The organism is Acidaminococcus sp. AM05-11, from assembly GCF_003472805.1.
GTDB lineage: Bacteria > Bacillota > Negativicutes > Acidaminococcales > Acidaminococcaceae > Acidaminococcus > Acidaminococcus hominis.
In genome coordinates, this window is sequence record NZ_QRMX01000006.1 from 52,825 (window position 1) to 75,479 (window position 22,655).

The window sequence follows — 22,655 nt, forward strand, 5'->3', positions numbered from 1 at the left end:
CATGGAACAACCCATCATAGAATTTCAACAAGTGGATATGGCCTTTGGGCCTAAGGTGGTGCTGGACAAAGTCAGCTTTTCCGTGAAAAAGGGCGAAACCCTGGCGGTGATCGGCCCCAGCGGCACCGGCAAAAGTACGGTGCTGAAGCTGCTGATTGGCCTTTTGAAACCCCAGGGGGGGCACGTGGTAATCCAGGGCAAGAACGTGGAAAACTACGACGAGAAGCAGTGGAATGCCCTGCGCCAGCATATGGGCATGGTCTTCCAGTATTCGGCCCTGTTCGACTTTTTGGACGTCAGCGAAAACGTAGCCTTTGGCCTGCGGCAGCACACCAAGCTGAAGGAAGACGCCATTCAGCAGCGGGTCAGTGCCCTTTTGGCCGCAGTGGGTCTTAGCGGCAACGAACATGTGTACCCGGCAGCCCTGTCCGGGGGGATGCAGAAGCGGGTGGGGCTGGCCAGGGCGCTGGCCCTGCAGCCGGATATCATTCTCTATGATGAGCCAACAGCGGGACTGGACCCCATTATGGCCACCAACATCAGCCAGTTGATTTTGGAAGCCAAAAAGCGGCTGGGGATTACCTCCCTTTTGGTTACCCACGACATGGCTTCCGCCTTCTTGTGTGCGGACCGGGTGCTGATGCTCAGCGAAGGCCACATTGTATTTTCCGGTACGGTGTCCGAGGCCAAGCGGACCCAGCAGCCGCTAGTGCGGGCATTTATCCGCAGCGATATTTATGAAGATACCGGTGAAGGGAGCAAATGATGAAAACAGATGAGGTAAAAGTCGGAGCCGTCACCCTGGGCGGCCTGGTGATCCTGGCGCTGATGCTGACCTTTTTGGGAGTATTCAGCTTTGCCGGCAAAACGTATAAACTGAATGTAATTTTTGACGATGTGAATGGCCTGAAGGCAGGCAACGAAGTCCGGTTCGCCGGGGTGCCCGTGGGCAAGGTGGAAGACATTGTGGTGGACGGCTCCAAGGTCAAGGTGGTCATGAAGCTGGACGAGAAGCAGAAAATCCCCCGCAATTCCCAGTTCAGCATCGGCATGGACGGGGTTATGGGCACCAAATTTGTAACCATTGCACCCCCGCAAATCGCTACCGGGCTGAGCTTTAAGGCGGGCGAAACCATTACCGGCCAGCAGTCCAGCGGTATCAGCAAGATGATGGATACCTCCGGCAAGGTACTGGATAAGCTGGAAGTGGTGGTGGATGCCTTCAGCAACGTGTTTGGGGACAAGGACGTGCAGAAATCCATGCGCCAGGGCTTTGTCCAGACCGGGGAAGTGGCCAAGAACCTGAACGACTTCACCCGTTCCCTGGCTGAAATGTCCCAGCAGAACCAGGGAGATATCCACACCATGGTTACCCAGATGCGGGATATGTCCGTGCATATGAACAGCATTATGACCCAGGCGGATGCCAATGGGGCCACCGGCCAAAACGTGGCCGTTATGGCCGCCAATATGGCCGATGCCAGCCGGAAAATCAAACAGACGGCAGAATCCTTGAACAGTGTGGTTTCCGACCCGGAGATGAAGAAAGAGCTCCAGGAAACGGTCCATCACGCCAAGGCCACCTCGGAAAAGGCGGATAAGATTCTGGGCATGGTTTCCGATGCCCAGCTCCAGGCCGATGTCCTGTACGGGGACAAAAAAGGTAAATGGCGCACGGATATGGGCGCCAAACTGCCCCTCAACAAGGATGACTTTGTCTACCTGGGAGTTTCCGATATCGGGGACCGGGACCGCTTGGATTTCCATTACAATAAACGGCTGAACAAATTTATGCTGGGCCGGGCCGGAGTTATAGAAGGGGACTTTGGTGTGGGCATGGATTGGAACCTGAGCCCCAAATTTAAATTGTTCACAGATTTTTACGATTTTGACGATGCCAAACTGAAAGTCGGCGCAGAATGGGCCTTCAGCCCCAATTTATCCCTCTTGGGCGAGAGTCTGGATGTGCTGGACAACGGTTCTGAGACCGCTTATGTGGGCCTTCGGGCACATTTCTAAGCAGATTCTCAATTGACTTTAAAAATCTTACTGTTTATAATAAATAAGGCTGACTAAGTAGTCAGGAAAAACAGGAGGGCATAAACGTGAAGCACTTGCATACAAAGAAATTATTACTGAGTGTGGCTATTATGAGCGCGCTTACTCTACATACTGCGGGCGCAGCGGCTCCGGAGACCGTCAATCTGGATCTGGGCAAAACCGTGCGCATGGCACTGGAAAACAATTCCGATGTGAAGATTTCCGCTGCCGAACTGGATGCGGCCAAGGCCCAGAAGGACCAGGCAGAAGGGGCTCGCTGGGGCACTGTTTCCTTTAACCATTACAGCGGCCGGGGCGGTCAATACCAGACCACTACCGGGCGGCCTCATTTCGCCAATTCCCATACCAACGAAGTGAGCATTTCCGTGCCTATTTATTCCGGTGGTTCCCTGGAAGGCGCCATTGACCAGTCCAAGGAAAACCTGAAATACTACCAATACGGCATGGACAGTTCCTACCAGACCACCCGCTACAACGCATCGAAGGACTACTACGATGTACTCCAGGCCGCCAATACGGTAACCCTGGACAAGGAAACCGTGGACCGGCTCAGCGAGCATTTGAAGAACACCCAGGCCCAATACGCTGTAGGCGTGGTGGCCAAGGCTGACGTACTCCGTTCCCAGGTGGAACTGGTGGACGCCCAGCAGACCCTGACCCAATCCCAGAACAGCTATGAAGTGGCGGTTTCCACCTTGAACAACGAAATTGGCCTGCCCACAGCTACCCGGCTGAACCTGAGCCAGGGCCTGGAATACAAACCCAATGACTATAACCTGGACAACTGCGTAACCTACGCCATGGCCAACCGTCCGGAAATCCACCAGGCAGAAGCTTCCGTGAAAATGGCAGAAGCTGCCGAAAAGATTGCCAACGCTGGCAACCTGCCGAAACTGACCCTGGGGGCTTCCAACGAATGGAGCGATGATAATTTCCCCGGCAGCCACAAGAACAACTGGGCCGTAGGCGCTACGGTGAGCATGAACATCTGGGACTACGGCGTAACCGCCGCCAAGGTACGGGAAGCCAAGGCCAACATCATCAAGGCCCAGGAAAGCTACCGGCAGATTACCGATAATGTGCGCCTGGCCGTACGGACCAGCTACCTGAGCATGCGGGAAGCCGAAAAACGGATCAAGACCACGGAAGTGGCCGTTGCCCAGGCAGAAGAAGATTACCGTATTGCCCAGCTGCGGTACCAGGCCGGTGTGGGGACCAACACGGACGTAATGGATGCTTCCGTTTCCCTGACCACCGCCAAAAACAACTATATCCAGGCTTTGTATGACTACAACACCAATACGGCTCTCCTGGAGCAGTCCATGGGTGTTCCTGTCGAAAACCAATAATCACTTCTGCGCTCTGGACCCTGCGGTCCCAGTGCTGCCGCAGTGGTTTCAGCCTGACTAACGGAATAATATACCACCTGCATGAGCCACAAATTTGTGGACTTTTGCAGGTGGTGTTTTTATTTTCTGGCGGAGTCTGTTATACTTATAGGGTAAACAATGTCTGATTTTTCAGGAGGATGCAGATGCGGGCCAAGAAAACAAAATGGCTGCTCGTCTGTGCTGTGATCCTGCTTGGCGTATATCTGTTTCTGTGGAAACTGATCCTTCCCGCAGGACTGAACCGGGCAATCCCGTTTGTGGAGCAGACTGCTGCCGAATATATCAACGGACAATTGCAAATGAGCACGGTGGAAGTCAGTCCGGACCTGGCCTTTACCGTTAAAGATGTGGAACTGCGTACCACCCAGGGGGACCTGGTGGCCCAGATTCCGGCTCTGAAGCTGGAGCTGAATCCCTTTAAGCTGCTGGGAGGCAGCGGGGCCGTGGGAACCATTACCCATATTACCCTGGAACGGCCCCGGCTGCTCCTGGTCCAAAACGACCAGGAAGAATGGAACGTGGCAGGCTTATTAAAGCCCAGCCAGTCTTCCAGTACGGACTTTAAGGGCAAGGTAGCCATCCGGGATGGGGAACTTTCCGTGCAGATGCCCTATGGACAGTGGACCATGGGCGTGGAGGGCGAAGTGGACCCGGCCCGGAATCCGGTGTTTGGTATTCAGATGGCCCTTACCAAGGAGGACCAGACCATCCAGGTCACCGGCACCATCGATACGGACCGGCACGGCCAGATTACCATGGAAACAGGTCTGCTGCGGCTGGATGATTTCCGCAGCCTGGCGGCTCACCTGCTGCCCCTTACCGGGCTGAAAGGCCAGGTAACGGATACGTCCATTACCTGGACGGGCACTGAGGACGGCAATCATTTGTCCGGGAAGAGTACCCTGGGACAGGTGCAGGCTACCTATACCTATAACGATATCCCCCTGGACCTGACGGCCAGCGGCGATGTAGCTTTTGAAGACCTGAAGCTGACAGCCTCCGACCTGGATGCCACGGTAAACGGCCAGAAAGCCCATCTCCAGGGTTCTGTGGACCTGTCGGATATGGATAATCCCAAGGCCCAGCGCCTGACCGTGCAGGTAAGGCAATTGGATCTGTCCGCCCTGCCGGTGGAAGTGCCGGCCCAGGGCCTTGTAAATGCGGAGATTACCCTGAACGGGGACAAGGATAACCTGCTGGGAGACGGGGTGCTTACCAGTGACGCCCTGACCGTACAGGGCTATACCCTGACCCAGCTCCGGTTGCCCCTGTCCATTCAGGGCCAGAGAATAGAAGTAAACGGTGCGTCCGCAGAAGTGGGCGGCGGCAGGGCGGTGATTCATGCGTCCTACGACTGGAAGGAGCAGAGCGGCATTGGTTCCTTTGAAGCCCAGCAGATTGACCTCAGCAGTTTTGTGCCCCGGGCTGGAAGCCTGGGCCTGAACGGTACCCTGTACGCCCAGGGCAGCTACAACGACGGCACCCTGAAGCTGGAGACCGTAAGCAGTGACCTGGCCCTCCAGTGGAACGAGCTTTCCCTGAACCAGCTGGCGGTGGATGCCCTGATTACCGGCAGCGATGTTGCGGTAACCCGGCTGTCCGGCTATACGGCTGAAGGGGGCGCCCTGGCAGGTACCGGTTCCTATATAGGCGAGGCTCTGAAAGCGGATTTGTACCTTACGGATATTCCTATTACCCCGCTGCTGCGGCTGGCGGGCCAGGAAGGCAGCGGCAAGCTGTCCACCCACCTGACGGCTTCCGGCACTGCGGCCAACCCCTCGGTATTTGGCGCCTTCTCTTTGAAGGACGCAGAACTTATGGGCCTGAAAATCCAGGAAGTCCATGGGGCCCTGAACTGGGCGGACCAGAAATTGTCCTTCCATAAGGTGGAAGCTCTCATGGACCAGGGTACCCATGTGCTGGACGGTTCCCTGGACCTGAAACCGGAAGATCCGGTAGTGGATGCCACCTTGACTACCACCGGCATTCGGCTGGAACCCCTGGCGGCCCTGGCCAAAGCGCCCATTGCCATTACCGGCAACCTGACCAATACCATTACCGTCCAGGGACCCTTGTCCAACCCCAAATTCCACGGCCATGTCCATGCCTACGACGGGTCTGTGAACAAGTTCCTGGTGGATGAAGTGGACGGGGACTATACCTACGACGGCGTGGTCCTGAACTTGCAGAACTTTAAGCTCCAGGCGCTGTCCTGTACTGCTGCCTTTGCAGGGACCGTGACTCGGGACGGGGTGCTGAATCTGGGCCTGGATGCCCGGAACCTCAATCTCCTGCGGCTGCCCTGGTTTAAGGACGAGGTGAGCCTGTCAGGCCTGGTGAACTTCAGCGGCAGCATTACCGGCCGCTACACCAATCCCCAGTTCCAGGGGGTTCTCACCTCTAACTCGGTTTTCATCAATAACGTGGAATTTACCGGCCTTGCCCTGTCCTTCCAAAGCCAGGGCGGCCATGTGAATTCCCTGCAAGGTACCTTCCAGCAAAAGACCGGCGGGGACTATTCCCTGAAGGCCTATTTCGATTTTGACCAGCGGCTGATCCAGTGGACGGCAGATGTGGAGCGGGGCAATGTGCGGAGCCTGCTGCAAATGGGCGGCCTGAATCTGGACATTGACGGCTACCTGTCCGGCCGGATTGAACTGAATCCCAAAGGCCGGGGTACCGGCATGACCATCAAGGGCAAGGTGGAAGACGGCAAGGTCCGGGGCGTACCCTTTAGCGCTGCGGACTTTGATATCTACACCCTCCACGGCAACTGGCAGATTCGCAAGCTTCAGGCCACAGAAGCCCAGGGCGGCATTCTGGCGGCCCAGGGCAATGTGGACCTGCGCAAGAAGACCGTTGACCTGGAACTGGCCACCAACGCCGCCAGCGCCAAATTGTTAACGGTGGCCTTTGCCAATAATCCCCCGGACGTTACCGGCAAAATGAACATCGCCGCCCAGGTAAAGGGCCCGCTGGATAACCCCAAGGGCAACTTCTCCCTGGAACTGGACGGAGGCAGCGTCAACGGCGTGGCCTTTGACAGCCTGTACGGCATGGTTACCCTCCGGGACCAGATGTTCAGCCTGGAACAGTTCCTGATTCAGCGGGATGTGTACAAGGTCAGTGCCTACGGTACCTTCCCCATGGACCTTTTGCGGGCCCCGAAGGACCGGAAGAACCCCCATGCCCAGATGAATCTGGATGTCCATTTGGATAACGGCAACCTGGCCATCCTGCCCACCCTGACCAAATACGTGGATTGGGCGGAAGGCCCTACCAGCGGCAACGTGGCCATTACCGGCACCTTGGAAAACTATGCGGTAAATGGCTCCATCGATATGGATAATGGCACGGTGAAGCTGAAACGCATCAACAGCACCCTGGACAATATGAAATTCCATGCCCAGTTTGCCGGCAACACCATTACCCTGAAGGAATTTTCTACCACCGTGGGCAAGAACGGCAGCATTACCGCGTCCGGCTCCTACCAGCTCCACGATACCTCCGGCAAGCCCTATCAGCTGACGGCTGTGGTCAAGGACGTAGAGCCCGACTCCTCCCTGATTCGGGGGAAAATCAACGGGAACCTGACCGTGGAGCAAAAGAACGCCATGCCCTTTGTGACCGCGGACTTCAAGCTGGAGGAAATCTACCTGGGCATCAGCTCCATTCCGGACCTGTCCGGCGGCGGCTCCAACCTGGGCCTGGATGTGACCGTGGATCTGGGGGACGACCTGCACCTGTACAACGCTTCCTTCTTTGATATCCATGCCAGAGGCAAGATCCACGCCACCGGCACCACGGAAAATCCCTATATGAATGGCAGCAGCATCACGGTGAACAAGGGCAGCACCCTGAAATACCTGGGAACGCCCTTTAGAATCGGCTTTGGGCAGTTGACCTGGCCCATGCCCGGCACCTTTATCCCGGTATTGGATCTCACTGCCTTTACCCGGCTTGGCCAGTACAACATCTTGGCCAAGGCCAGCGGCCCCCTGAGCCTGGATGACCTGCAAATTCATCTGTCCAGTGACCCGCCCCAGAACGAGGATACCCTGAAGCGTTTCCTGACCCTGAAGACGGATAACGCGGACCTGACCAACGCAGATGTCCAGAGCCTGGTAGATGCGGGCTTGCAGCTCACCTATCTGGCCGACGTGGAAGACGCCATTAAGGACGCTTTGGGCCTGGATGAACTGCGGATTTACAGCGGCAACCTTCAGACCGGCATCGGCTTCAGCCTGGATGCCCAGCGGGCCAATGAAACCAACCTCCAGGACCGCCGGGAGTACAACGTGCTGGTAAGCAAGTACTTCGGTAACAAACTGAAGGTGGGCTACACCACCCGGTTTGACGGGGAAGAATACAATACCTTTGCGGAATACTACATTGCCAAGAAGGTAAACCTGAGCTTCTCGGTGAACCAGGATCAGGAACATTGGTATGGCGTACAGTACCATACCCGGTTCTAAAGCCCGGTGTCACACTCAAAAAAAGAAAAATTTACAAAATAGTCCCGGAGAAAACAGCGAGTTCTGTTCTCCGGGACTGGAAATATCTACCGATAAAATGTATAATTAACTGGATATGTAACCTGGGCGTATGGTAGCTATAGATTGCCAAGCACCTATTTAGGGGGTAAGTTATGAAGAATCATGTTAACTGGCGGCAGTTGTCCATTGCAGTTCTGGCTTCACTGGCACTGACCACACCAGCATATGCTGCACAGGAGTCCCATGGCTCCGTCATCGATCTGACCGGCCATAAGACCGTAACCAAAACTGACCAGGAAGTGGGAAAAATTGAAATCGGCACGGCCGAGGAAACTCAGTCCCAACAGCCGGACGCTGGGCAGCAGGCACAGAATTCGCAATCCCAAACGGGCACAACCGATACCCAAAAGGCTGCGGACGAAGATGCACCCCGTTACCGGGAAGTACGCCGCAATGGCGTAACCTACATTGAAAAAGTAGGCAAGGAAAAACTGGAAAAGGAACGGCAGCAGCAGGAAGCGGACCAGGAGCAGGAACAGGCCCGGGCCACCCAGCAAAAGGAAATTGAGGAAGCCCAGAACAAGCAGCTTCCCGGCCGCAGCATCCTGCAGCAGTCCGTATTGTCCGACTACGACATCAACAGCCAGGAAAGCCGCTATGATGCCCTGGCCAAAGCCTCCGACCCGTACGTGGGCCAAACGGTGACCAAGGTAACCTTTACTGGCAACACCCACGAGGACGCTTCCAAGCTCACCGATGTGCTGAAAATGCCCGCCGGCACCAAGTTTACCAAGGAAGCCCTCCAGGACGATGTCCGGGCCATTTACGAAACCGGCTGGTTCTATGATGTGAAGCCGGTGTTCACCAAAGTGCCGGAAGGGGTACAGATTGCGTACCAGGTCCAGGAAAATCCTGTGCTTCAGGACCTGGAAATTGAAGGCAATACAAAAATCTCCACGGGAGATATCAAAAAGGCTCTGAACCTGCCCATCGGCCAGGTATTAAACTCCCGGGACGTAAGTATTGGCGCCCGGAAGGTGGAAAGCCTCTACAGCGAACAGGGCTACATTCTGGCCAAGGTCAGCGATGTGCGGATGCTGGATAACGGCACTCTGATTGTGCAGGTCAGCGAAGGCGTTATTGAAGACTACCGGGTGAAGGGCAACACCAAGACCAAGGATTACGTCATCATCCGGGAAATGCGCATGAAGAAGGGTGAACCCTTCAATGCCAAACTGGCGCGCCGGAGCATGCAGAAGATCTACAACCTGGGCTACTTTGAAGACGTGAACATCCGCCTGAACCCGGGCCAGATGCCCAACACCGTATCCGTGGAAATCTCTGTGGTGGAGACCAGCACCGGTACCTTCGGCATCGGCGCCGGCTACAGTGATGCCGACGGCTTCCTGGGCATGGTCAGCATCGGCGACAAGAACTTCCTGGGCATCGGCGACAGCGTCAACGCCCGTTGGGAATTCGGCGGCGACTCCGAAACCAAGTCCAACTTCGAAGTTTCCTACGTGAAACCCTGGATCGACGACAAGGAAACCACCGCTGGCCTGACGTTCTACAACATGACCAACGAATACATCGATTACAACCGGGACGGCAACGAAATCGCCCGTTACTACAAGAAACGCATTGGCGAAGAATTGTTCTTCAGCCGGGTAACCGATAACGAATTCATCACCAACATGATCACCCTGAAAAACCGGGACGACAAGTACAAGGGCCCGGTGGATGGGTATGACAACCACCAGTACTTCGAAGGCATCGATGATGGCGTAAGCCAGGGCGAATCCGTAGCTGAAGCCAGAAGAAAACGGAACTTCGGCAGCACCCGGAGCATTACCCTGTCCCGGATTCTGGATACCCGTGACAACATCTACGATCCCAGAGAAGGCAAGCGTACGTCCTACTCTGTGGAAGTGGCCAACTTCGGCGGAGACTTCAACTTTGAGAAGTACCAGGCCGACTACCGCTACTACTACCGGATGGGCAAGGATTACGTCTGGGCCCTGAACCTGGGCGCCGGCTACGCCAACGGGGATATGCCCCTGTCCCAGCGCTTTGCGGTGGGCGGCAGCGATATCCTGCGCGGCTACAAGGATGACCAGTTCAAGGGCAACAGCATGCTGAAGGGCTCCCTGGAATTCCGGTATCCCATCATCAAGAAGGTACAGGGCGTGTTCTTCACGGATACGGCGTATGCCTGGAGCAAGGATTACGATGAAACTGATTTCGACCTGAGCGATATGAAGCACTCCATTGGTTTGGGCCTGCGGATCAACTCCCCGTTAGGACCCATCAAACTGGACTACGGCTATCGTTTGGATGGAGATAATAGAGGCGGCCGCTTCCACTTCAGCTTTGGCGGTACGTTCTAACAAATTTGCAGCAATAAGGAAGCAGGGATAGGAAAATGATGGAATTGGCCAATAAGAAAACCGTGAAATTGATTTCACTGGTAATTGCAGCCATTATGGTTGTCGGTGTATTTGTCCTGGCCGTACAGGGTCACCTGGGCGGGGACACGGGCACCTTGAACTCCGCCATTGGCAAGATCAACTACAACCAGGTGATGTCCGCCGTACCCGGCATTGATGATGCCCAGCGGCAGATGCAGCAGGCAATGCAGGACAGCCAAAAGGAGTTTCAGGAAAAGAGTAAGGATATGAGTGATGCCGACAAGCAGAAACTCCAGCAGGAAACCCAGGAAAAGCTCCAAGCCAAGGAGAAGGAACTGGTAGAACCTCTGAAAAAGAAAGCGGATGATGCCATCCTGGCTGTAGGCAAGACCAAAGGCCTGACCGTCATCGTCAACGAAGGCGCAGTGGTGTACGGCGGCGTAGATGTTACCGCCGATGTACAGGCTGAGCTGAAAAAGGGTAAATAATCCCACCCCGAAGATAGGAGGAATGTCTCATGCGCCGGCTGATCGGTCTATTGCTGACAGGGCTTCTGCTTTTGGGCGGCTGTGGCTTTTCCCAGGCAAAACTGCCCTGGGAGCAGGAAAAACCCCGCTTTGCGGTGGTGGACTGGGATAAACTGGTCCAGCAGCATCCCAAGTACAAAGAATGGAAGCATCAGCAGGAAACGCTGGAGACAGCCAAATGGCTGCGGCAGCGGCAGATGGAAAATGGCCGCCAGCAGCTGGAACTCCTGGGGAAAATGAAGAACATCAAGAATCTGGGAGCCGACCAGTTCAAGCGGGCCCAGATTTCTGCCAAAATGGCGGAAAAGCAGTCCCAGGAAAACGACCTGCTCCGAAAAAAGCGGGAAGCCCTGGAGACGGAGGCAGAAGCCCAGGTAAAGCAGGACCGGGAGGCTGTGGAAGAAAAATACCGCATTCCCCTGTTCAACCTGCGACTGAAGCTGGGCAGCATCAAGATGACCGAGGAAGCCCAGAAGGCGGTCCTCCAGGAACAGGATGAACTGCTGGCCAAACGCCAGAAGGATCTGGACGAAGTGAATGCCAAGAAGGAAGCCTGGCTGCAGCAGAAGCTGGGGGCGGACATTGCCGCTTCCCAGGCCCGGCTTCAGGCTTACGCCAAAGAGCTGGCGGACCAGGTAATCCAGGAACAAACCGGTTTCAAACTGGGACCCAAGGGCCTTGCGGCCTCTCCTGGGAAAGAGCAGCTGGACAAGCTGCTGGCCTCCATGGACAAACAGATCCAAAAGCAGAAAAGCGATGAACAGGCACTCAAGGACGATATCGACAGCGACATCCTCAGCGCCATCAAGAAAATCAACCTGACCCGGAAATACACGCTGATTTTCCGGAACCCTCGGGCCAATATCAGCGCCGATGATATTACCGACCAGGTCAGCAGTGAAGTACAAAAAATAGTTCAGTAAGAGGGATGGAAAAATATGAAAAAAATCTTTGTTCTGTGTATGCTCGTTATGGCACTCTTTTCTTTCGGCTGCGGCCGGAACGCCCAATTTGGCGTGGTGGATATGAACAAGGTCCAGCAGGAAAGCCAGGTATTCAAGGATGCAACGGCTGATCTCCAGTCCAAAGGCAAAGCCATGGAAGATGAGCTGAACCAGGAAACCGCCGGCAAGAGCCAGGAAGAAGTCCAGAAGATTGTTCAAGACAAGAGCGCCAAGATGCAGGCTCTTCAGGCAGATGCCCAGAACAAGGTTAAGAGCAGCTTTGACGCCGCTGCTGCAACGGTTGCCAAAGAAAAGAACCTGAGCGCCATTCTGGTTAAGGAAGCCGTGCCTCAGGGCGGGGTGGACGTTACCGACGACATCATCAAAGCCATGAAATAATGCTTTTGTAAGGGCGGACCTGGGTTCGCCCTTTTTCCCGTACCATCACAAAACGAAAGGAAATTGATATGGAAAAAACTTTACAGGAATTGGCTGACGCACTGGAGGGGAAAATTCTGCAGGGAGACCCGCAGCTGGTGATTCAGGGAGTCAATGGGCTGGAAGAAGCCCAGGCCAACCAGATTTCTTTCGCTGTTCCGCCGTATTTGGAAGTAGCAGGCAAATCCCATGCAGGGGCCATTATGATCCCCGCAGGAGCCCAATTTGAAGGTTCTCAGGCCATTATCGCCGTGGAGAATCCCCGGGCCTGCTTTGCCCGGCTGCTGGCCCTGTTCCGGCCCCCTGAAGAAGTGAAGGGCGGCATCAGCCAATACGCCTTCATCCATCCTTCTGCCCGGGTGGGCAAGAATGTGGCCGTACTGCCCTTTGCCTACGTGGCTGAGGATGCGGAAATCGGCGACAACACGGTCATCTACCCCCATGTATACGTAGGGCGGCACGTGAAAATCGGCAGTGACTGCACCCTGTATTCCAACGTTACCGTCCGGGAAAACTGCGTGCTGGGGAATCGGGTAATCCTTCAGGCAGGTGCTGTTATCGGCGGGGACGGCTTCGGCTACATTACCGCTGACGGCAAGCACACCAAGGTCCTCCAAACCGGCAACGTAGTGGTAGGAGACGACGTGGAAATCGGCTGCAACACCTGTATTGACCGGGCTACCGTGGACAGCACGGTCATTGGCAAGGGAACCAAAATCGACAACCTGGTCCATGTGGGCCACAACGATATTATCGGTGAAAACTGTATCCTGGTAGCCCATGTGGGGATTTCCGGCAGCGTCACCGTAGGCAACAACACCACCTTCGGGGGGCAGGCCGCTACCGCCGGCCATTTGAAGATTGGCAGCAACTGCACCTTTGCCGGCCGCACCGGGATTATTTCCGATGTGCCTGACAACGTGATTTGGGCAGGCTTCCCGGCCCAGCCCCACGTGGAATGGCTGCGGGAACAGGCCCAGGTCCGGAAGCTGGGCGACCTGATGAAAAAGGTCCGCCGGCTGGAAAAGACCGTGAAGGAACTGGAAAAGAAATAACGGAAACTGTGATAGGAGGCAAGCATCATGAAAAAACAATTTTGGCTGACCCTTTGTCTGGGGCTGGCGCTTTTGCCCGCTAGTGCCCAGGCCAAAACCCTGACGGATGGTACTTCCGGGATCATCAACGCCCCCAGCGGGTATGTTCGGCTGCCCGGCCATGTATCCGCCGGTTTGGATTGGACCAAGGATGCCAAGACCGTCCGGGGCAACGTAGCCCTGCCTTTAGGCTTGGAAGTGGCTGGCAGCCACGTAAACCCCAAGCACGGGGATACATACAACACCGTCAGCGCCAAGTGGCAGGTTCTCCGGGAAACTCCGGTAACCCCCGCTATCGCCATTGGCGTCCAGGATATCAGCGACCAGAAGGACCGCCGGGGCTATATTGCTGCCAGCAAGGCCCTGCCTGCGGACTTTAAGATTCACGCCGGCATCGGCACGGACCAGTATAAACATGGTTTCGCAGCCCTGGAAAAAGACGTGCACCTTTTGGGCTACAACGTGACCCTGATGGGAGAATACGACGGCAGCCACTTCAACTACGGTGCCGCCGTGCCCGTAACCCGGTTCTTGCAGGCGGAAGTGGGCGTGCGCACCCATCACCTGTACGGGGGCGTCAACCTGACGTTCTAATTATCGTTTGAATGAGGAGGGACCTGGATGGCTGCCTATAAACTCATGCAGTTTATCAGCTGGCTGGTCTGTCACCAGCCCCACTGCCTGAACCGGGCGCTGGCCTGGCTTTTGGGGCACCTGGGCTGGTATGTGGTGCCCAAATGGCGCCGCTATATGGCAAAGGAAAATATCAAGGACTGCCTGGGGGTGGGGGACGCAGAGGCGGAAGCCATCGCCAAGGAAAGCGTTACCCGCTTTGGCCGGATGCTGATTGAGGTGCTGCGGTACCCGCTGCTGACCAAGGACAACTTCCGGAATATTGTCCATTTTGAAGGCCTGGAAAATCTGGAAAAGGCCTATGCGGAAAACAAGGGCATCTGCATGGCTACGGCCCACTATGGAAACTGGGAAATGCTGGGGGCTTCCATGGCCCTTTTGGGTTATCCCATCCTGTCCATTACCCGCAAGCAGAACAACGGGGCCATGGACCGGTTCATCAACGACTACCGGCGCATGGTGGGACAGCACGTGACCTATAACCATGGGGGCAACAGTATGCTGGCCATTGGCCGCTACCTGAAGGAGAAACACCTGGTGGGTATTTTGTACGACCAGGATTCGGCCCACACCGGGGAGCATCTGCTGTTTTTTGGGAAACCTTCCCGGGTTCCCGACGGCGCTGCCCACCTGTCCCGAATCTTTGGGGCGCCCATTGTGCCCCTGTTTATGCATAACAACCCGGACGGGACGCTGACAGCGCGGATATATCCGGCGCTGCATACTCCCAAGACCGCTGACCGGGATGCAGATGTTAGTGGTATAATGAAAGAATTGATGGTCATCGCCGAGCGGGAAATCAAACTGGACCCAGCCATGTGGTTCTGGGTTCATGACCGCTGGAAGGATGGCCGGAAGCGGTACGAAAAATATATGAAAGGCGTGTGATGGATGACCGTGGAAAAACAACATACCCTGAAGCAGGCGGTATCCTGCGACGGCATTGGGCTCCACTCTGGAAAAATGGTGGTGATGACCCTCTTGCCGGCACCGGCGGATACGGGCATTGTCTTTATTCGGACGGATATGGAAGGACGGCCCCAAGTCCATGCTGTGGCTTCTAATATTACGGCAACCACCCGGGCCACTACCCTCAGTGAGAATGGCGCCAGCGTAACCACCATTGAACACGTGATGGCTGCTTTTGCCATTTTGAAGGTGGACAACTGCTACGTGGAAATGTCTTCTGCCGAGCCCCCTGTAGGCGACGGCTCTGCCCAGTCCTTTATCGATCAGATTCAGTCCGTGGGCCTGGCGGAGCAGGCTGCAGAACGTCAGGTGTACCATGTGAACCGGTCCTTTTCCTACTACGATGGGGACCGTTCCATTGTGATCCTGCCCTACGAAGGTTACCGGGTTACCTTTACTTCCATCAATCCCCATCCCCTGCTGGGGACCCAGGTGTTTGACGTGGAAGACAAAGGGGACAACCTGCTTAAAGAAATTGCCTCAGCCCGTACAGTGGCTTTTGAGGACGAAATTGCCCAGCTGCAAAAAATGGGCCTGGGCCTGGGCGGCAACCTGGACAACGTGGTGGTATTCGGCAAGGACAAGATCCTGTCCGTACCCCGTTTTCCGGATGAACTGATCCGCCACAAGATTCTGGATGTCATCGGTGACCTGTATTTGCTGGGCCCCATTCATGCCCATATCATCTGCATGAAATCCGGTCATGCCTTGAATGACCATATTTCCCGGCAGATTGATGAATACAGACGCGTCCATGAGCATCACCATGAATACCACCACGAAGCCCCCGAGGCTTCCGGTATGAATACAAGCGAGAACGCGGTAAGGAGCAAGGACATGATTACATTAGATATTCAGGAAATCCAAAAAATTCTGCCTCATCGGTATCCCATGCTGCTGGTCGACCGGATCATTGAGCTGGAACCCATGAAGAGAGCCGTTGGCATCAAAAACATCACCATGAATGAACCCCAATTTATCGGGCACTTCCCTGGCAAACCCATTATGCCCGGGGTGCTGCTCATCGAAGCCATGGCCCAGGTAGGCGGCGTAACCCTGCTGTATCCTGAAGAAAACCGGGGCAAGATTGCCGTCTTTGGCAAAATTGATAAAGTGCGTTTCCGCCGTCCCATTAAACCCGGGGACCAGCTGGTAACCACGGCCATCATTACGAAAATCAAAGGAAATATGGGTATCGCCCACTGCGAAGGAACGGTGGACGGCGAGCCGGCGTGCGAAGGGGACTTCTTCTTTGCCCTGGCCGAGAATAAACAATAAAGGTGGAGTGAAAAAATGACAGCAGATTCTACAATGATACATGAGACCGCCATCATTGCACCGGGTGCTGAGATTGGCCCCAATGTCAAAATCGGCCCGTACTCTGTAATTGGGGAACATGTCAAGATTGGCGAAGGTACGGTGATTCATCCCCATGTGGTTGTTACCGGACGGACGATCGTTGGCAAGAATTGCGAATTCTTCCAGGGCGCCAGTGTCGGTGAAGTGCCCCAGGACCTGAAGTACAAGGGTGAAGACACCACCACCATCATTGGTGACCATGTAACCATCCGCGAATGCGCCACCGTCCATCGGGCTGTAGGCGAAGGCAACGAAACCCGCATCGGCAACAACGTACTGATGATGGCCTATACCCATGTGGCCCATAACTGCATTGTGGGCAACAACGTGATCATGAGCAACGTAGCAACTCTGGCCGGCCACGTAATCGTGGAAGACCGGGCAGTTATCGGCGGGCTCACTGCCGTGCACCAGTTCACCAAAATCGGCCGCAACGCCATGTGCGGCGGTATGAGCCGGATTTCCCAGGACGTGCCTCCCTTTGTGATTGTAGCCGGCAACCCCGCTTACGTAGCAGGGCTCAACAGCGTAGGTATTTCCCGGGCTGGGATTTCCCTGGAAGTCCGGAAAGAACTGAAAAAAGCCTATAAGATTCTCTACAAGAGAGGCCTGTCCCTGCCGGAAGCCATTGAAACCATGGAACAGGAACTGAACAGCTACGAAGAAGTGGAACATTTCATGCGCTTCCTGCGCACGGTAGAAAGAGGCATTTGCCGTTCTTCTTCCCGGGGTCTGCGGGAGTAAAAAGGCATGGATAAAATCTTAGGCGTACTGGCCGGTGTAGGCCACCTGCCGGTGGATGTGGTCCGGGGCGCCAAAAAGGAAGGGTACCGGACCGTGGTGATTGCCCTGGTGCCCGGCACCCATGAAGACCTGCCCAAAGAAGCAGATGCGTTCTACGCCATCAACATCGGCAAGGTAGGGAAAATCTTTAAGACCCTCCAGCAGGAAAAGGTGGCCCAGGTCACCATGATCGGCAAGGTCACCAAGGAAATCCTCTACTCCGGGGGCGTCCTGGTGCCCGACTGGCAGGCGGTGAAACTGCTGATGTCCCTGCCGGACCGCCACGACGATACCATCATGAATGCCCTGGTAAAGAAGCTGGAAGACCTGAACATCCACGTTATGGACCAGACCCTGTTTCTCCAGGACCTGATGCCCAAGGCCGGTGTGCTCAGTAAACGCAAACCCACCCAGGAAGAATGGGCGGACATGGAATACGGCTTTGACATGGCTAAGAAAATCGGCGGCCTGGACATTGGCCAAACCGTAGTGGTAAAGAACAAAGCCATTTTGGCCGTGGAAGCCATTGAAGGCACCGATGCCTGCATCCTCCGGGGCGGCAAGCTGGGCAAAAAGGCCATTGTGGCCAAAACCGCCAAGCCGGCCCAGGATAACCGGTTCGATATGCCGGGGGTGGGCGTGCGGACCATTGAATCCATGATTGAATCCGGCTGTGCCGGGATTGTCATGGAAGCAGGCCGGACCCTTTTGGTAGAACGGGAAAAAGCCCTGAAACTGGCAGACGACCACAACATTACCGTGGTAGCCAAATAAAGCATTGCATAAAACAGAAGGGTCATGGCTGCGGCCATGGCTCTTTTTTGCTTAATTTGGAACAGAAATTCGACTGTCTTTCTAGGATATTCTGTGGTACAATAGCCCTAATCTAATATACCATGGGAGGGTATGCTGTGAAGGAACTTGAAACCATCTGTAAAATTGCTTTGATTCAGGCCACCCCGGTGATGTTTGACAAAACCGCAGGCCTCAAAAAGGCCCTTCAGCTCATTGATACCTGTGCCGCCAAGGGGGCCAAGCTCATTGTCTTTCCGGAACTTTTTATCCCGGGCTATCCCTTTGGGCTGACCTTTGGCTTCCGGGTAGGCAGCCGCAGCGAAAAGGGCCGGGAAGACTGGAAAACCTACTACGACAATTCCCTGCTGTCTGACGGACCGGAAATGCAGGAAATTATCGACCGGGCGAAAAAATATGGGGTGTACCTGAGCCTAGGCTATTCGGAAAAGGACGCCGTAACCGGTACCCTGTACAATTCCAATTTGATGATTGCTCCGGATGGCCAGGCCCTGAACCACCGGAAAATCAAACCCACCGGCAGCGAGCGGGTGGTGTGGGGGGACGGAAACCAGGATTACTTCCCCGTTACGGAAACTCCCTGGGGCCCCATGGGGAATTTGATCTGCTGGGAAAGCTACATGCCCTTGGCCCGGGTGGCCCTGTACCAGCAGGGCATCAGCCTGTACATTTCCCCCAATACCAACGACAACCCGGAATGGCAGGATACCATCCGGCACATTGCCCTTGAAGGCCGTTGCTACTTTATCAATGCGGACATGGTCTTTGGCCGGAAGGATTACCCCCAAACGGTCAGCGGGGAAGCGGAAATTGCGGCTCTGCCGGACCTGGTGTGCCGGGGCGGCAGCTGCATCATTGACCCCTACGGCCACCCGGTAACGGAAGTCCTGTGGGACAAGGAAGGCATTTTGTACGCCGATTTGGATATGCAGCAGGTACCTGCCAGCCGGATGGAATTTGACCCCTGCGGTCACTATTCCCGGCCGGATCTGCTCCAATTGACCGTGAAAAAAGGATAAATCGCAGAAACAAAAGGACGCCCGTCCTCTTACCTTGGCCAAAGCTGGCTGGGGCAGGAGGGCAGGCGTCCTTTTTAGGGAGTTCGCCTAAGGCTTATTTCAGAAGAGCCACAATCAGGGGTCCCATCACCGTCAGGAGAATGTTCCCAGCGGCATAGGCCGGTGTGTAGCTTAACGCAAAGACACTGGAGTTGGTTTCTTCCACCAGGCCGTTTAAGCCGGCCGTAATGGTACCAGCCCCGGTTAAGGAGCCGCAGATATCTACGGGGTCCATATGAAGCACGTATTTGCCGAAGAACACGCTGATAAAATGGGGCACAAGGGAAATTACCGCGCCTACAAGCAGCACGGACACGCCCATGGATTTCAGGGCTGACAGGAAGTCCGCCCCGGCGGACAGGCCCACAATGGCGATGAAAAGGTTCAGGCCCACGCTCTTCAGGAACCACCGGGTAGCTGCCGGCAGCAGCCCCTTATTCTGGTGCTTGCTCTGGTACCAGCCAAAGAACAGGCCGGCAAACAGGGCACCGCCGCCGGAACCCAGGGTAATGGGAACCCTGGCAATATTAATGGAAATGGCCCCAATCAAAAGCCCCACCACAATACCCAGGGACAGGAAGCTGACATCTGTATCGTCCCCGGTATCCTTGGCGTAGCCCAGCTGCTTCTGGACCTGGGCCACCATCTTGGGCGGGCCCGCCAGCACCAGCTGGTCGCCTACCGCAAAGGGAGTGCCCTCCGGCAGGGGAGAACCGTTCCGGGTGGCGGAAACGGTGTAGATGCCCAGTACCGTCAGGTTCTTCAGTACCTCCTGGGAGAAGCCCTGGGTAAGGAAAATGGTCTTTTTAACCAGGGGCAGGGACAGGCTTTGGGCGTCCAGGATTTCCTGGGCCCCGGATTTCTCCACGTCCACCATGGAGGCCAGGGAACCCATAAAGGTCACCCGGTCGCCGCTTTGCAGCACCGTGTCCCCTTTGGGGGGAACTTCCTGGCCGCCGCGGATGAGCTTTTCCACGGTCAGGGTGTTGTTATGATGGGCTTCCAGGTCTGCCACGGTCTTGCCCACAAAGTTGGTCTTGTCGTCCACCACAAAAGCCCGGGCCTTGATCAGGCTGACGGTCTGGTCGCCGGCGCTGGCTTCCTTATAATGGATGGCTTCAATTTTCTGTTTGGTGGCTTCTTTCAGGTTGACCCCGCACAGGGCCGGCACAATATTCCGGATGAAGATGATGACTCCGGCGGTGCCAAACACGTAGGTCAGGGCGTAGGCCACGGCCATGTTGCTTTGGGCCTGGGCCAGCTGGGTGCCGGACAGCACTTCCTTCAGGGAAGAATCCGCAGTGCCCAGGACCGCCGACTGGGTCAGGGCTCCGGCGATGATGCCGGCAGCTTCCCCAGCCTCAATGTGCAGCATAGAGCAGACAATATAGGCTGTGGCAAAGGCCACCACCGCAAAGAATACGGAGAAGATGATAATCTTCACCCCGGAACTTTTCAGGCTGTTGAAGAAGGAAGGCCCCACCTCGTAGCCAATGGAGAAAATGAACAGGCTGAAGAAGATGGTCTTCACCAGGCCGGAAATCTCAAACCGGCCGTAGGAGGCCAGGGCCAGGCTGATTAACAGGCCGGCCAGCAGGGTGCCTACCGTGGCGCCCACGTTAAAGGAGCCGATTTTGATTTTCCCCACCCAATAGCCGATGGCCAGGCAGAGGAAAATCACAATGGCGGCGTTGCCTAGCAGGTAATGTCCCACATCTCCCGGGAGTACCGCAGCTGCGTGCCGGGTAAACTCCAGGGCCTCCTGGGACCAGAAAGTCAATGTCATAGTAACCGCTTCCTTTCCAGGCAGAACTTATTTCTGCTTGAGATATTCCTTGTGGTATTCCTCCAGCAGGTCCAGAATCCGGCGGCCAATCTTGGCGTAGGCTTCATCAGGCAGGTTGGCCTGGGATACCCGCAGGGTGCCGGAGGGCGCATCAAAGCCCAAGCCTTCCATGAGGACTACCCCTTCTTCTTCGGACAGCCGCATCAGGAAGTCGATCTGTTCGTAGTTCTTTTCCAGATATTCCCGGAAGGGCTTGTCGTATTTCAGTTCGGCAATCCGGTAAATATCCAAAATGGTGTAGTACTTGGCGTTGGTGGGAGTGTCATCTTCCGGCACGCCCAGGGTCTTGTACAGGGTATGGTAGCGGTTTGCCACCAGCTTGTCCGCTTCCGTAAAGTACGGGTCCGGGTCCTTGGCCAGCAGGTGGGTCAGGGCGAACAGCCCCATTTGGATCTGCTGGGGCGTGCTGAGCCCGCTGGTGTGGTACAGGCCGATGGAACGGCTGTCTGCGTTGATCCGGTCCAGCATGGCCATTTTCCGGGGCTCCAGGGTGACAATGGAGTAGTCGGAATCCAGGGTTTTCTTGGTGTCCTCCGGCAGTTTGGCCAACAGGTCATCGTACACGTTTACGTCATGGGCAGCAATGAGCCCCAGCCGCCAGCCGGTGCAGCCAAACAGTTTGGAGAAGGAGTATACCAGGAGGGTATTGTAGGGAGCCACCCCGTAGACGGAGGTAAAGTCCTTGACGAAGGTGCCGTACACGTCGTCGGTGATGACAATCAAATCCTTCCGCTGGTCCGTAATGGTCTTGAACCGTTCCAGGGATTCCTTGCCCAAGGCGTGGGAGCCCGGGTTGGAAGGGTTCACCAGGAAGAAGGCCTTGATGGACGGATCCAGCAGCTTGTTCATTTCCTCATCGGGGATTTCCCACAGATTGTCTTCCGTGGAGGTCACATTGATTTCCGCCAGCTCAAAATTGGTCAGCCGGGGAATCTGGATATAGGGGGTGAAGATGGGCATGTTGATGGCAATCTTGTCCCCTTCCTTTAAGAGTCCGTTATGCTTTAAGGAATCGAAGATATAGACAATGGCTGCCGTGCCGCCTTCCACCGGGAATACCTTGGTGTGCTGGGCAAGGCCCGTGCCCGGGTACAGGGCTTTTTCCAAATAGGCGTTCAGTACCTTTTCCGTATTTACCAGGCAGCGGCTGGGCACCGGGTAGTTGTTGCCCACAGCCCCGTTGGCAAATTCCAGGATTACTTCCTGCCGGTCCAGTTTCAGGGTATCCGCCATATAATCCACGGAAGCCTTGATGAAGTTGTTGACGTCATCGTCTTCCCGGAAAAATTCCTGGAACCGGGTGATAATGCCGTCCCCTTCAATATAGCCGGCCAGATTCCCGTTGTGGATGGTCCGTTCCGATTCCACTACGCCAAATTCCACCCATTTGCCAAAGGCGAGGCGTCCCAAGGCATTGATCCAGTTGGGGTTGCCCCGGCCTGCGTTCAAAAACGTCTTATGCTTTTCGTTGCCCTGTGCCAATTTCAGCATTTTGCTGCTGACTTCAAAAGCGCCTAAAGTTTCCATTTCCCGTTCGTATGCCTTGGTAATCATGTGCATCGACCTCCCATAATGATATTGTATTGATAACATCATCTTACACCTGGAAAGTTGTAAAAACAATAATAACTATTGATTTGTTCACAGAAAAAATTGACTTTACGAAGGATAAAATGTGCGAGAAATGAAGAATTATGTGAAGATAAAAAAACTATATATAAGCTAAAGTACAATAGTGATGAATATATCCCGATTTTTCCCGAAATAAGCGGGATTCAGCATTATTAAAAGTGATGATGTCTTGACAGCAAACGTGCCTTAAGACGATTTGGGGA

The 22,655-nt window shown here is 55.2% G+C and carries 17 protein-coding genes; 15 read left to right on the forward strand and 2 right to left on the reverse strand.

Annotated features, from left to right (window positions below):
* The first annotated feature begins 1 nt into the window (after nt 1).
* The 15 genes from DW089_RS05100 (at nt 2) to DW089_RS05170 (ending at nt 18,935) form a co-directional block, all read left to right on the forward strand.
* The gene (locus tag DW089_RS05100) at nt 2-766 is read left to right on the forward strand and encodes an ABC transporter ATP-binding protein (protein ID WP_105326958.1); all 765 of its coding nucleotides are present in this window, start codon (nt 2-4) and stop codon (nt 764-766) included.
* Nucleotides 763-2,019, forward strand: a complete 1,257-nt coding sequence (locus DW089_RS05105; RefSeq protein WP_231086074.1) for an MlaD family protein — start codon at nt 763-765, stop codon at nt 2,017-2,019. Before DW089_RS05100 ends, DW089_RS05105 begins: the two co-directional genes overlap by 4 nt.
* 131 nt (nt 2,020-2,150) lie before the next feature.
* Nucleotides 2,151-3,410, forward strand: coding sequence for a TolC family protein (locus DW089_RS05110; RefSeq protein WP_105327438.1), 1,260 nt, complete (start codon nt 2,151-2,153; stop codon nt 3,408-3,410).
* A 185-nt stretch (nt 3,411-3,595) separates the two neighbouring features.
* Entirely contained in the window at nt 3,596-7,927 is a 4,332-nt protein-coding gene (locus DW089_RS05115; protein WP_105326960.1) for a translocation/assembly module TamB domain-containing protein, read from the forward strand.
* Between the two features lie 173 nt (nt 7,928-8,100).
* Nucleotides 8,101-10,335 (forward strand): outer membrane protein assembly factor, encoded by a 2,235-nt coding sequence (locus DW089_RS05120; RefSeq protein ID WP_105326961.1) that lies wholly within the window; start codon nt 8,101-8,103, stop codon nt 10,333-10,335.
* Nucleotides 10,336-10,370: 35 nt separating this feature from the next.
* Nucleotides 10,371-10,844 carry an OmpH family outer membrane protein gene (locus DW089_RS05125; protein ID WP_105326962.1) on the forward strand — a complete coding sequence of 158 codons (474 nt, stop codon included), beginning with the start codon at nt 10,371-10,373 and terminating at the stop codon, nt 10,842-10,844.
* Between the two features lie 29 nt (nt 10,845-10,873).
* Nucleotides 10,874-11,806, forward strand: coding sequence for an outer membrane chaperone Skp (locus DW089_RS05130; protein WP_118286883.1), 933 nt, complete (start codon nt 10,874-10,876; stop codon nt 11,804-11,806).
* Between the two features lie 48 nt (nt 11,807-11,854).
* Nucleotides 11,855-12,226 (forward strand): OmpH family outer membrane protein, encoded by a 372-nt coding sequence (locus tag DW089_RS05135; protein ID WP_233547559.1) that lies wholly within the window; start codon nt 11,855-11,857, stop codon nt 12,224-12,226.
* A gap of 68 nt (nt 12,227-12,294) precedes the next feature.
* On the forward strand, nt 12,295-13,320 hold the full coding sequence (lpxD, locus tag DW089_RS05140; protein WP_105326965.1) for a UDP-3-O-(3-hydroxymyristoyl)glucosamine N-acyltransferase: 1,026 nt from the start codon (nt 12,295-12,297) through the stop codon (nt 13,318-13,320).
* 27 nt (nt 13,321-13,347) lie between these two features.
* Complete coding sequence (locus DW089_RS05145) at nt 13,348-13,953, forward strand: YjbH domain-containing protein (protein ID WP_105326966.1); 606 nt, start codon at nt 13,348-13,350, stop codon at nt 13,951-13,953.
* Nucleotides 13,954-13,980: 27 nt separating this feature from the next.
* Entirely contained in the window at nt 13,981-14,880 is a 900-nt protein-coding gene (locus DW089_RS05150; protein WP_118286884.1) for a lysophospholipid acyltransferase family protein, read from the forward strand.
* A 9-nt stretch (nt 14,881-14,889) separates the two neighbouring features.
* Entirely contained in the window at nt 14,890-16,239 is a 1,350-nt protein-coding gene (lpxC, locus tag DW089_RS11590) for a UDP-3-O-acyl-N-acetylglucosamine deacetylase (RefSeq protein ID WP_231086071.1), read from the forward strand.
* Between the two features lie 15 nt (nt 16,240-16,254).
* Nucleotides 16,255-17,064, forward strand: a complete 810-nt coding sequence (gene lpxA / locus DW089_RS05160; protein ID WP_105326968.1) for an acyl-ACP--UDP-N-acetylglucosamine O-acyltransferase — start codon at nt 16,255-16,257, stop codon at nt 17,062-17,064.
* A gap of 6 nt (nt 17,065-17,070) precedes the next feature.
* Nucleotides 17,071-17,877, forward strand: a complete 807-nt coding sequence (locus DW089_RS05165) for an LpxI family protein (protein WP_105326969.1) — start codon at nt 17,071-17,073, stop codon at nt 17,875-17,877.
* A gap of 137 nt (nt 17,878-18,014) precedes the next feature.
* Nucleotides 18,015-18,935, forward strand: coding sequence for a carbon-nitrogen hydrolase family protein (locus tag DW089_RS05170; RefSeq protein WP_118286885.1), 921 nt, complete (start codon nt 18,015-18,017; stop codon nt 18,933-18,935).
* Nucleotides 18,936-19,029: 94 nt separating this feature from the next.
* On the opposite strand, the gene aspT is transcribed toward DW089_RS05170, so the two are convergent.
* Both aspT and DW089_RS05180 read right to left on the reverse strand, forming a co-directional pair.
* Complete coding sequence (gene aspT, locus DW089_RS05175; RefSeq protein WP_105326971.1) at nt 19,030-20,760, reverse strand: aspartate-alanine antiporter; 1,731 nt, start codon at nt 20,758-20,760, stop codon at nt 19,030-19,032.
* A gap of 27 nt (nt 20,761-20,787) precedes the next feature.
* Complete coding sequence (locus DW089_RS05180) at nt 20,788-22,374, reverse strand: bifunctional aspartate transaminase/aspartate 4-decarboxylase (RefSeq protein ID WP_118286886.1); 1,587 nt, start codon at nt 22,372-22,374, stop codon at nt 20,788-20,790.
* Nucleotides 22,375-22,655: the final 281 nt, after the last annotated feature.

Bases quoted from the DNA above. Each gene is read 5' to 3' on its own strand.
- DW089_RS05135 (WP_233547559.1), top strand. From the start codon at position 11,855: ATGGCACTCTTTTCTTTCGGCTGCGGCCGGAACGCCCAATTTGGCGTG.
- DW089_RS05110 (WP_105327438.1), top strand. From the start codon at position 2,151: ATGAGCGCGCTTACTCTACATACTGCGGGCGCAGCGGCTCCGGAGACC.
- lpxD (WP_105326965.1), top strand. From the start codon at position 12,295: ATGGAAAAAACTTTACAGGAATTGGCTGACGCACTGGAGGGGAAAATT.
- DW089_RS05180 (WP_118286886.1), bottom strand. From the start codon at position 22,374: ATGATTACCAAGGCATACGAACGGGAAATGGAAACTTTAGGCGCTTTT.
- DW089_RS05115 (WP_105326960.1), top strand. From the start codon at position 3,596: ATGCGGGCCAAGAAAACAAAATGGCTGCTCGTCTGTGCTGTGATCCTG.
- DW089_RS05120 (WP_105326961.1), top strand. From the start codon at position 8,101: ATGAAGAATCATGTTAACTGGCGGCAGTTGTCCATTGCAGTTCTGGCT.
- DW089_RS05145 (WP_105326966.1), top strand. From the start codon at position 13,348: ATGAAAAAACAATTTTGGCTGACCCTTTGTCTGGGGCTGGCGCTTTTG.
- DW089_RS05100 (WP_105326958.1), top strand. From the start codon at position 2: ATGGAACAACCCATCATAGAATTTCAACAAGTGGATATGGCCTTTGGG.
- DW089_RS05165 (WP_105326969.1), top strand. From the start codon at position 17,071: ATGGATAAAATCTTAGGCGTACTGGCCGGTGTAGGCCACCTGCCGGTG.
- DW089_RS05125 (WP_105326962.1), top strand. From the start codon at position 10,371: ATGATGGAATTGGCCAATAAGAAAACCGTGAAATTGATTTCACTGGTA.
- DW089_RS05130 (WP_118286883.1), top strand. From the start codon at position 10,874: ATGCGCCGGCTGATCGGTCTATTGCTGACAGGGCTTCTGCTTTTGGGC.
- aspT (WP_105326971.1), bottom strand. From the start codon at position 20,760: ATGACATTGACTTTCTGGTCCCAGGAGGCCCTGGAGTTTACCCGGCAC.
- DW089_RS05150 (WP_118286884.1), top strand. From the start codon at position 13,981: ATGGCTGCCTATAAACTCATGCAGTTTATCAGCTGGCTGGTCTGTCAC.
- DW089_RS05105 (WP_231086074.1), top strand. From the start codon at position 763: ATGATGAAAACAGATGAGGTAAAAGTCGGAGCCGTCACCCTGGGCGGC.
- lpxA (WP_105326968.1), top strand. From the start codon at position 16,255: ATGACAGCAGATTCTACAATGATACATGAGACCGCCATCATTGCACCG.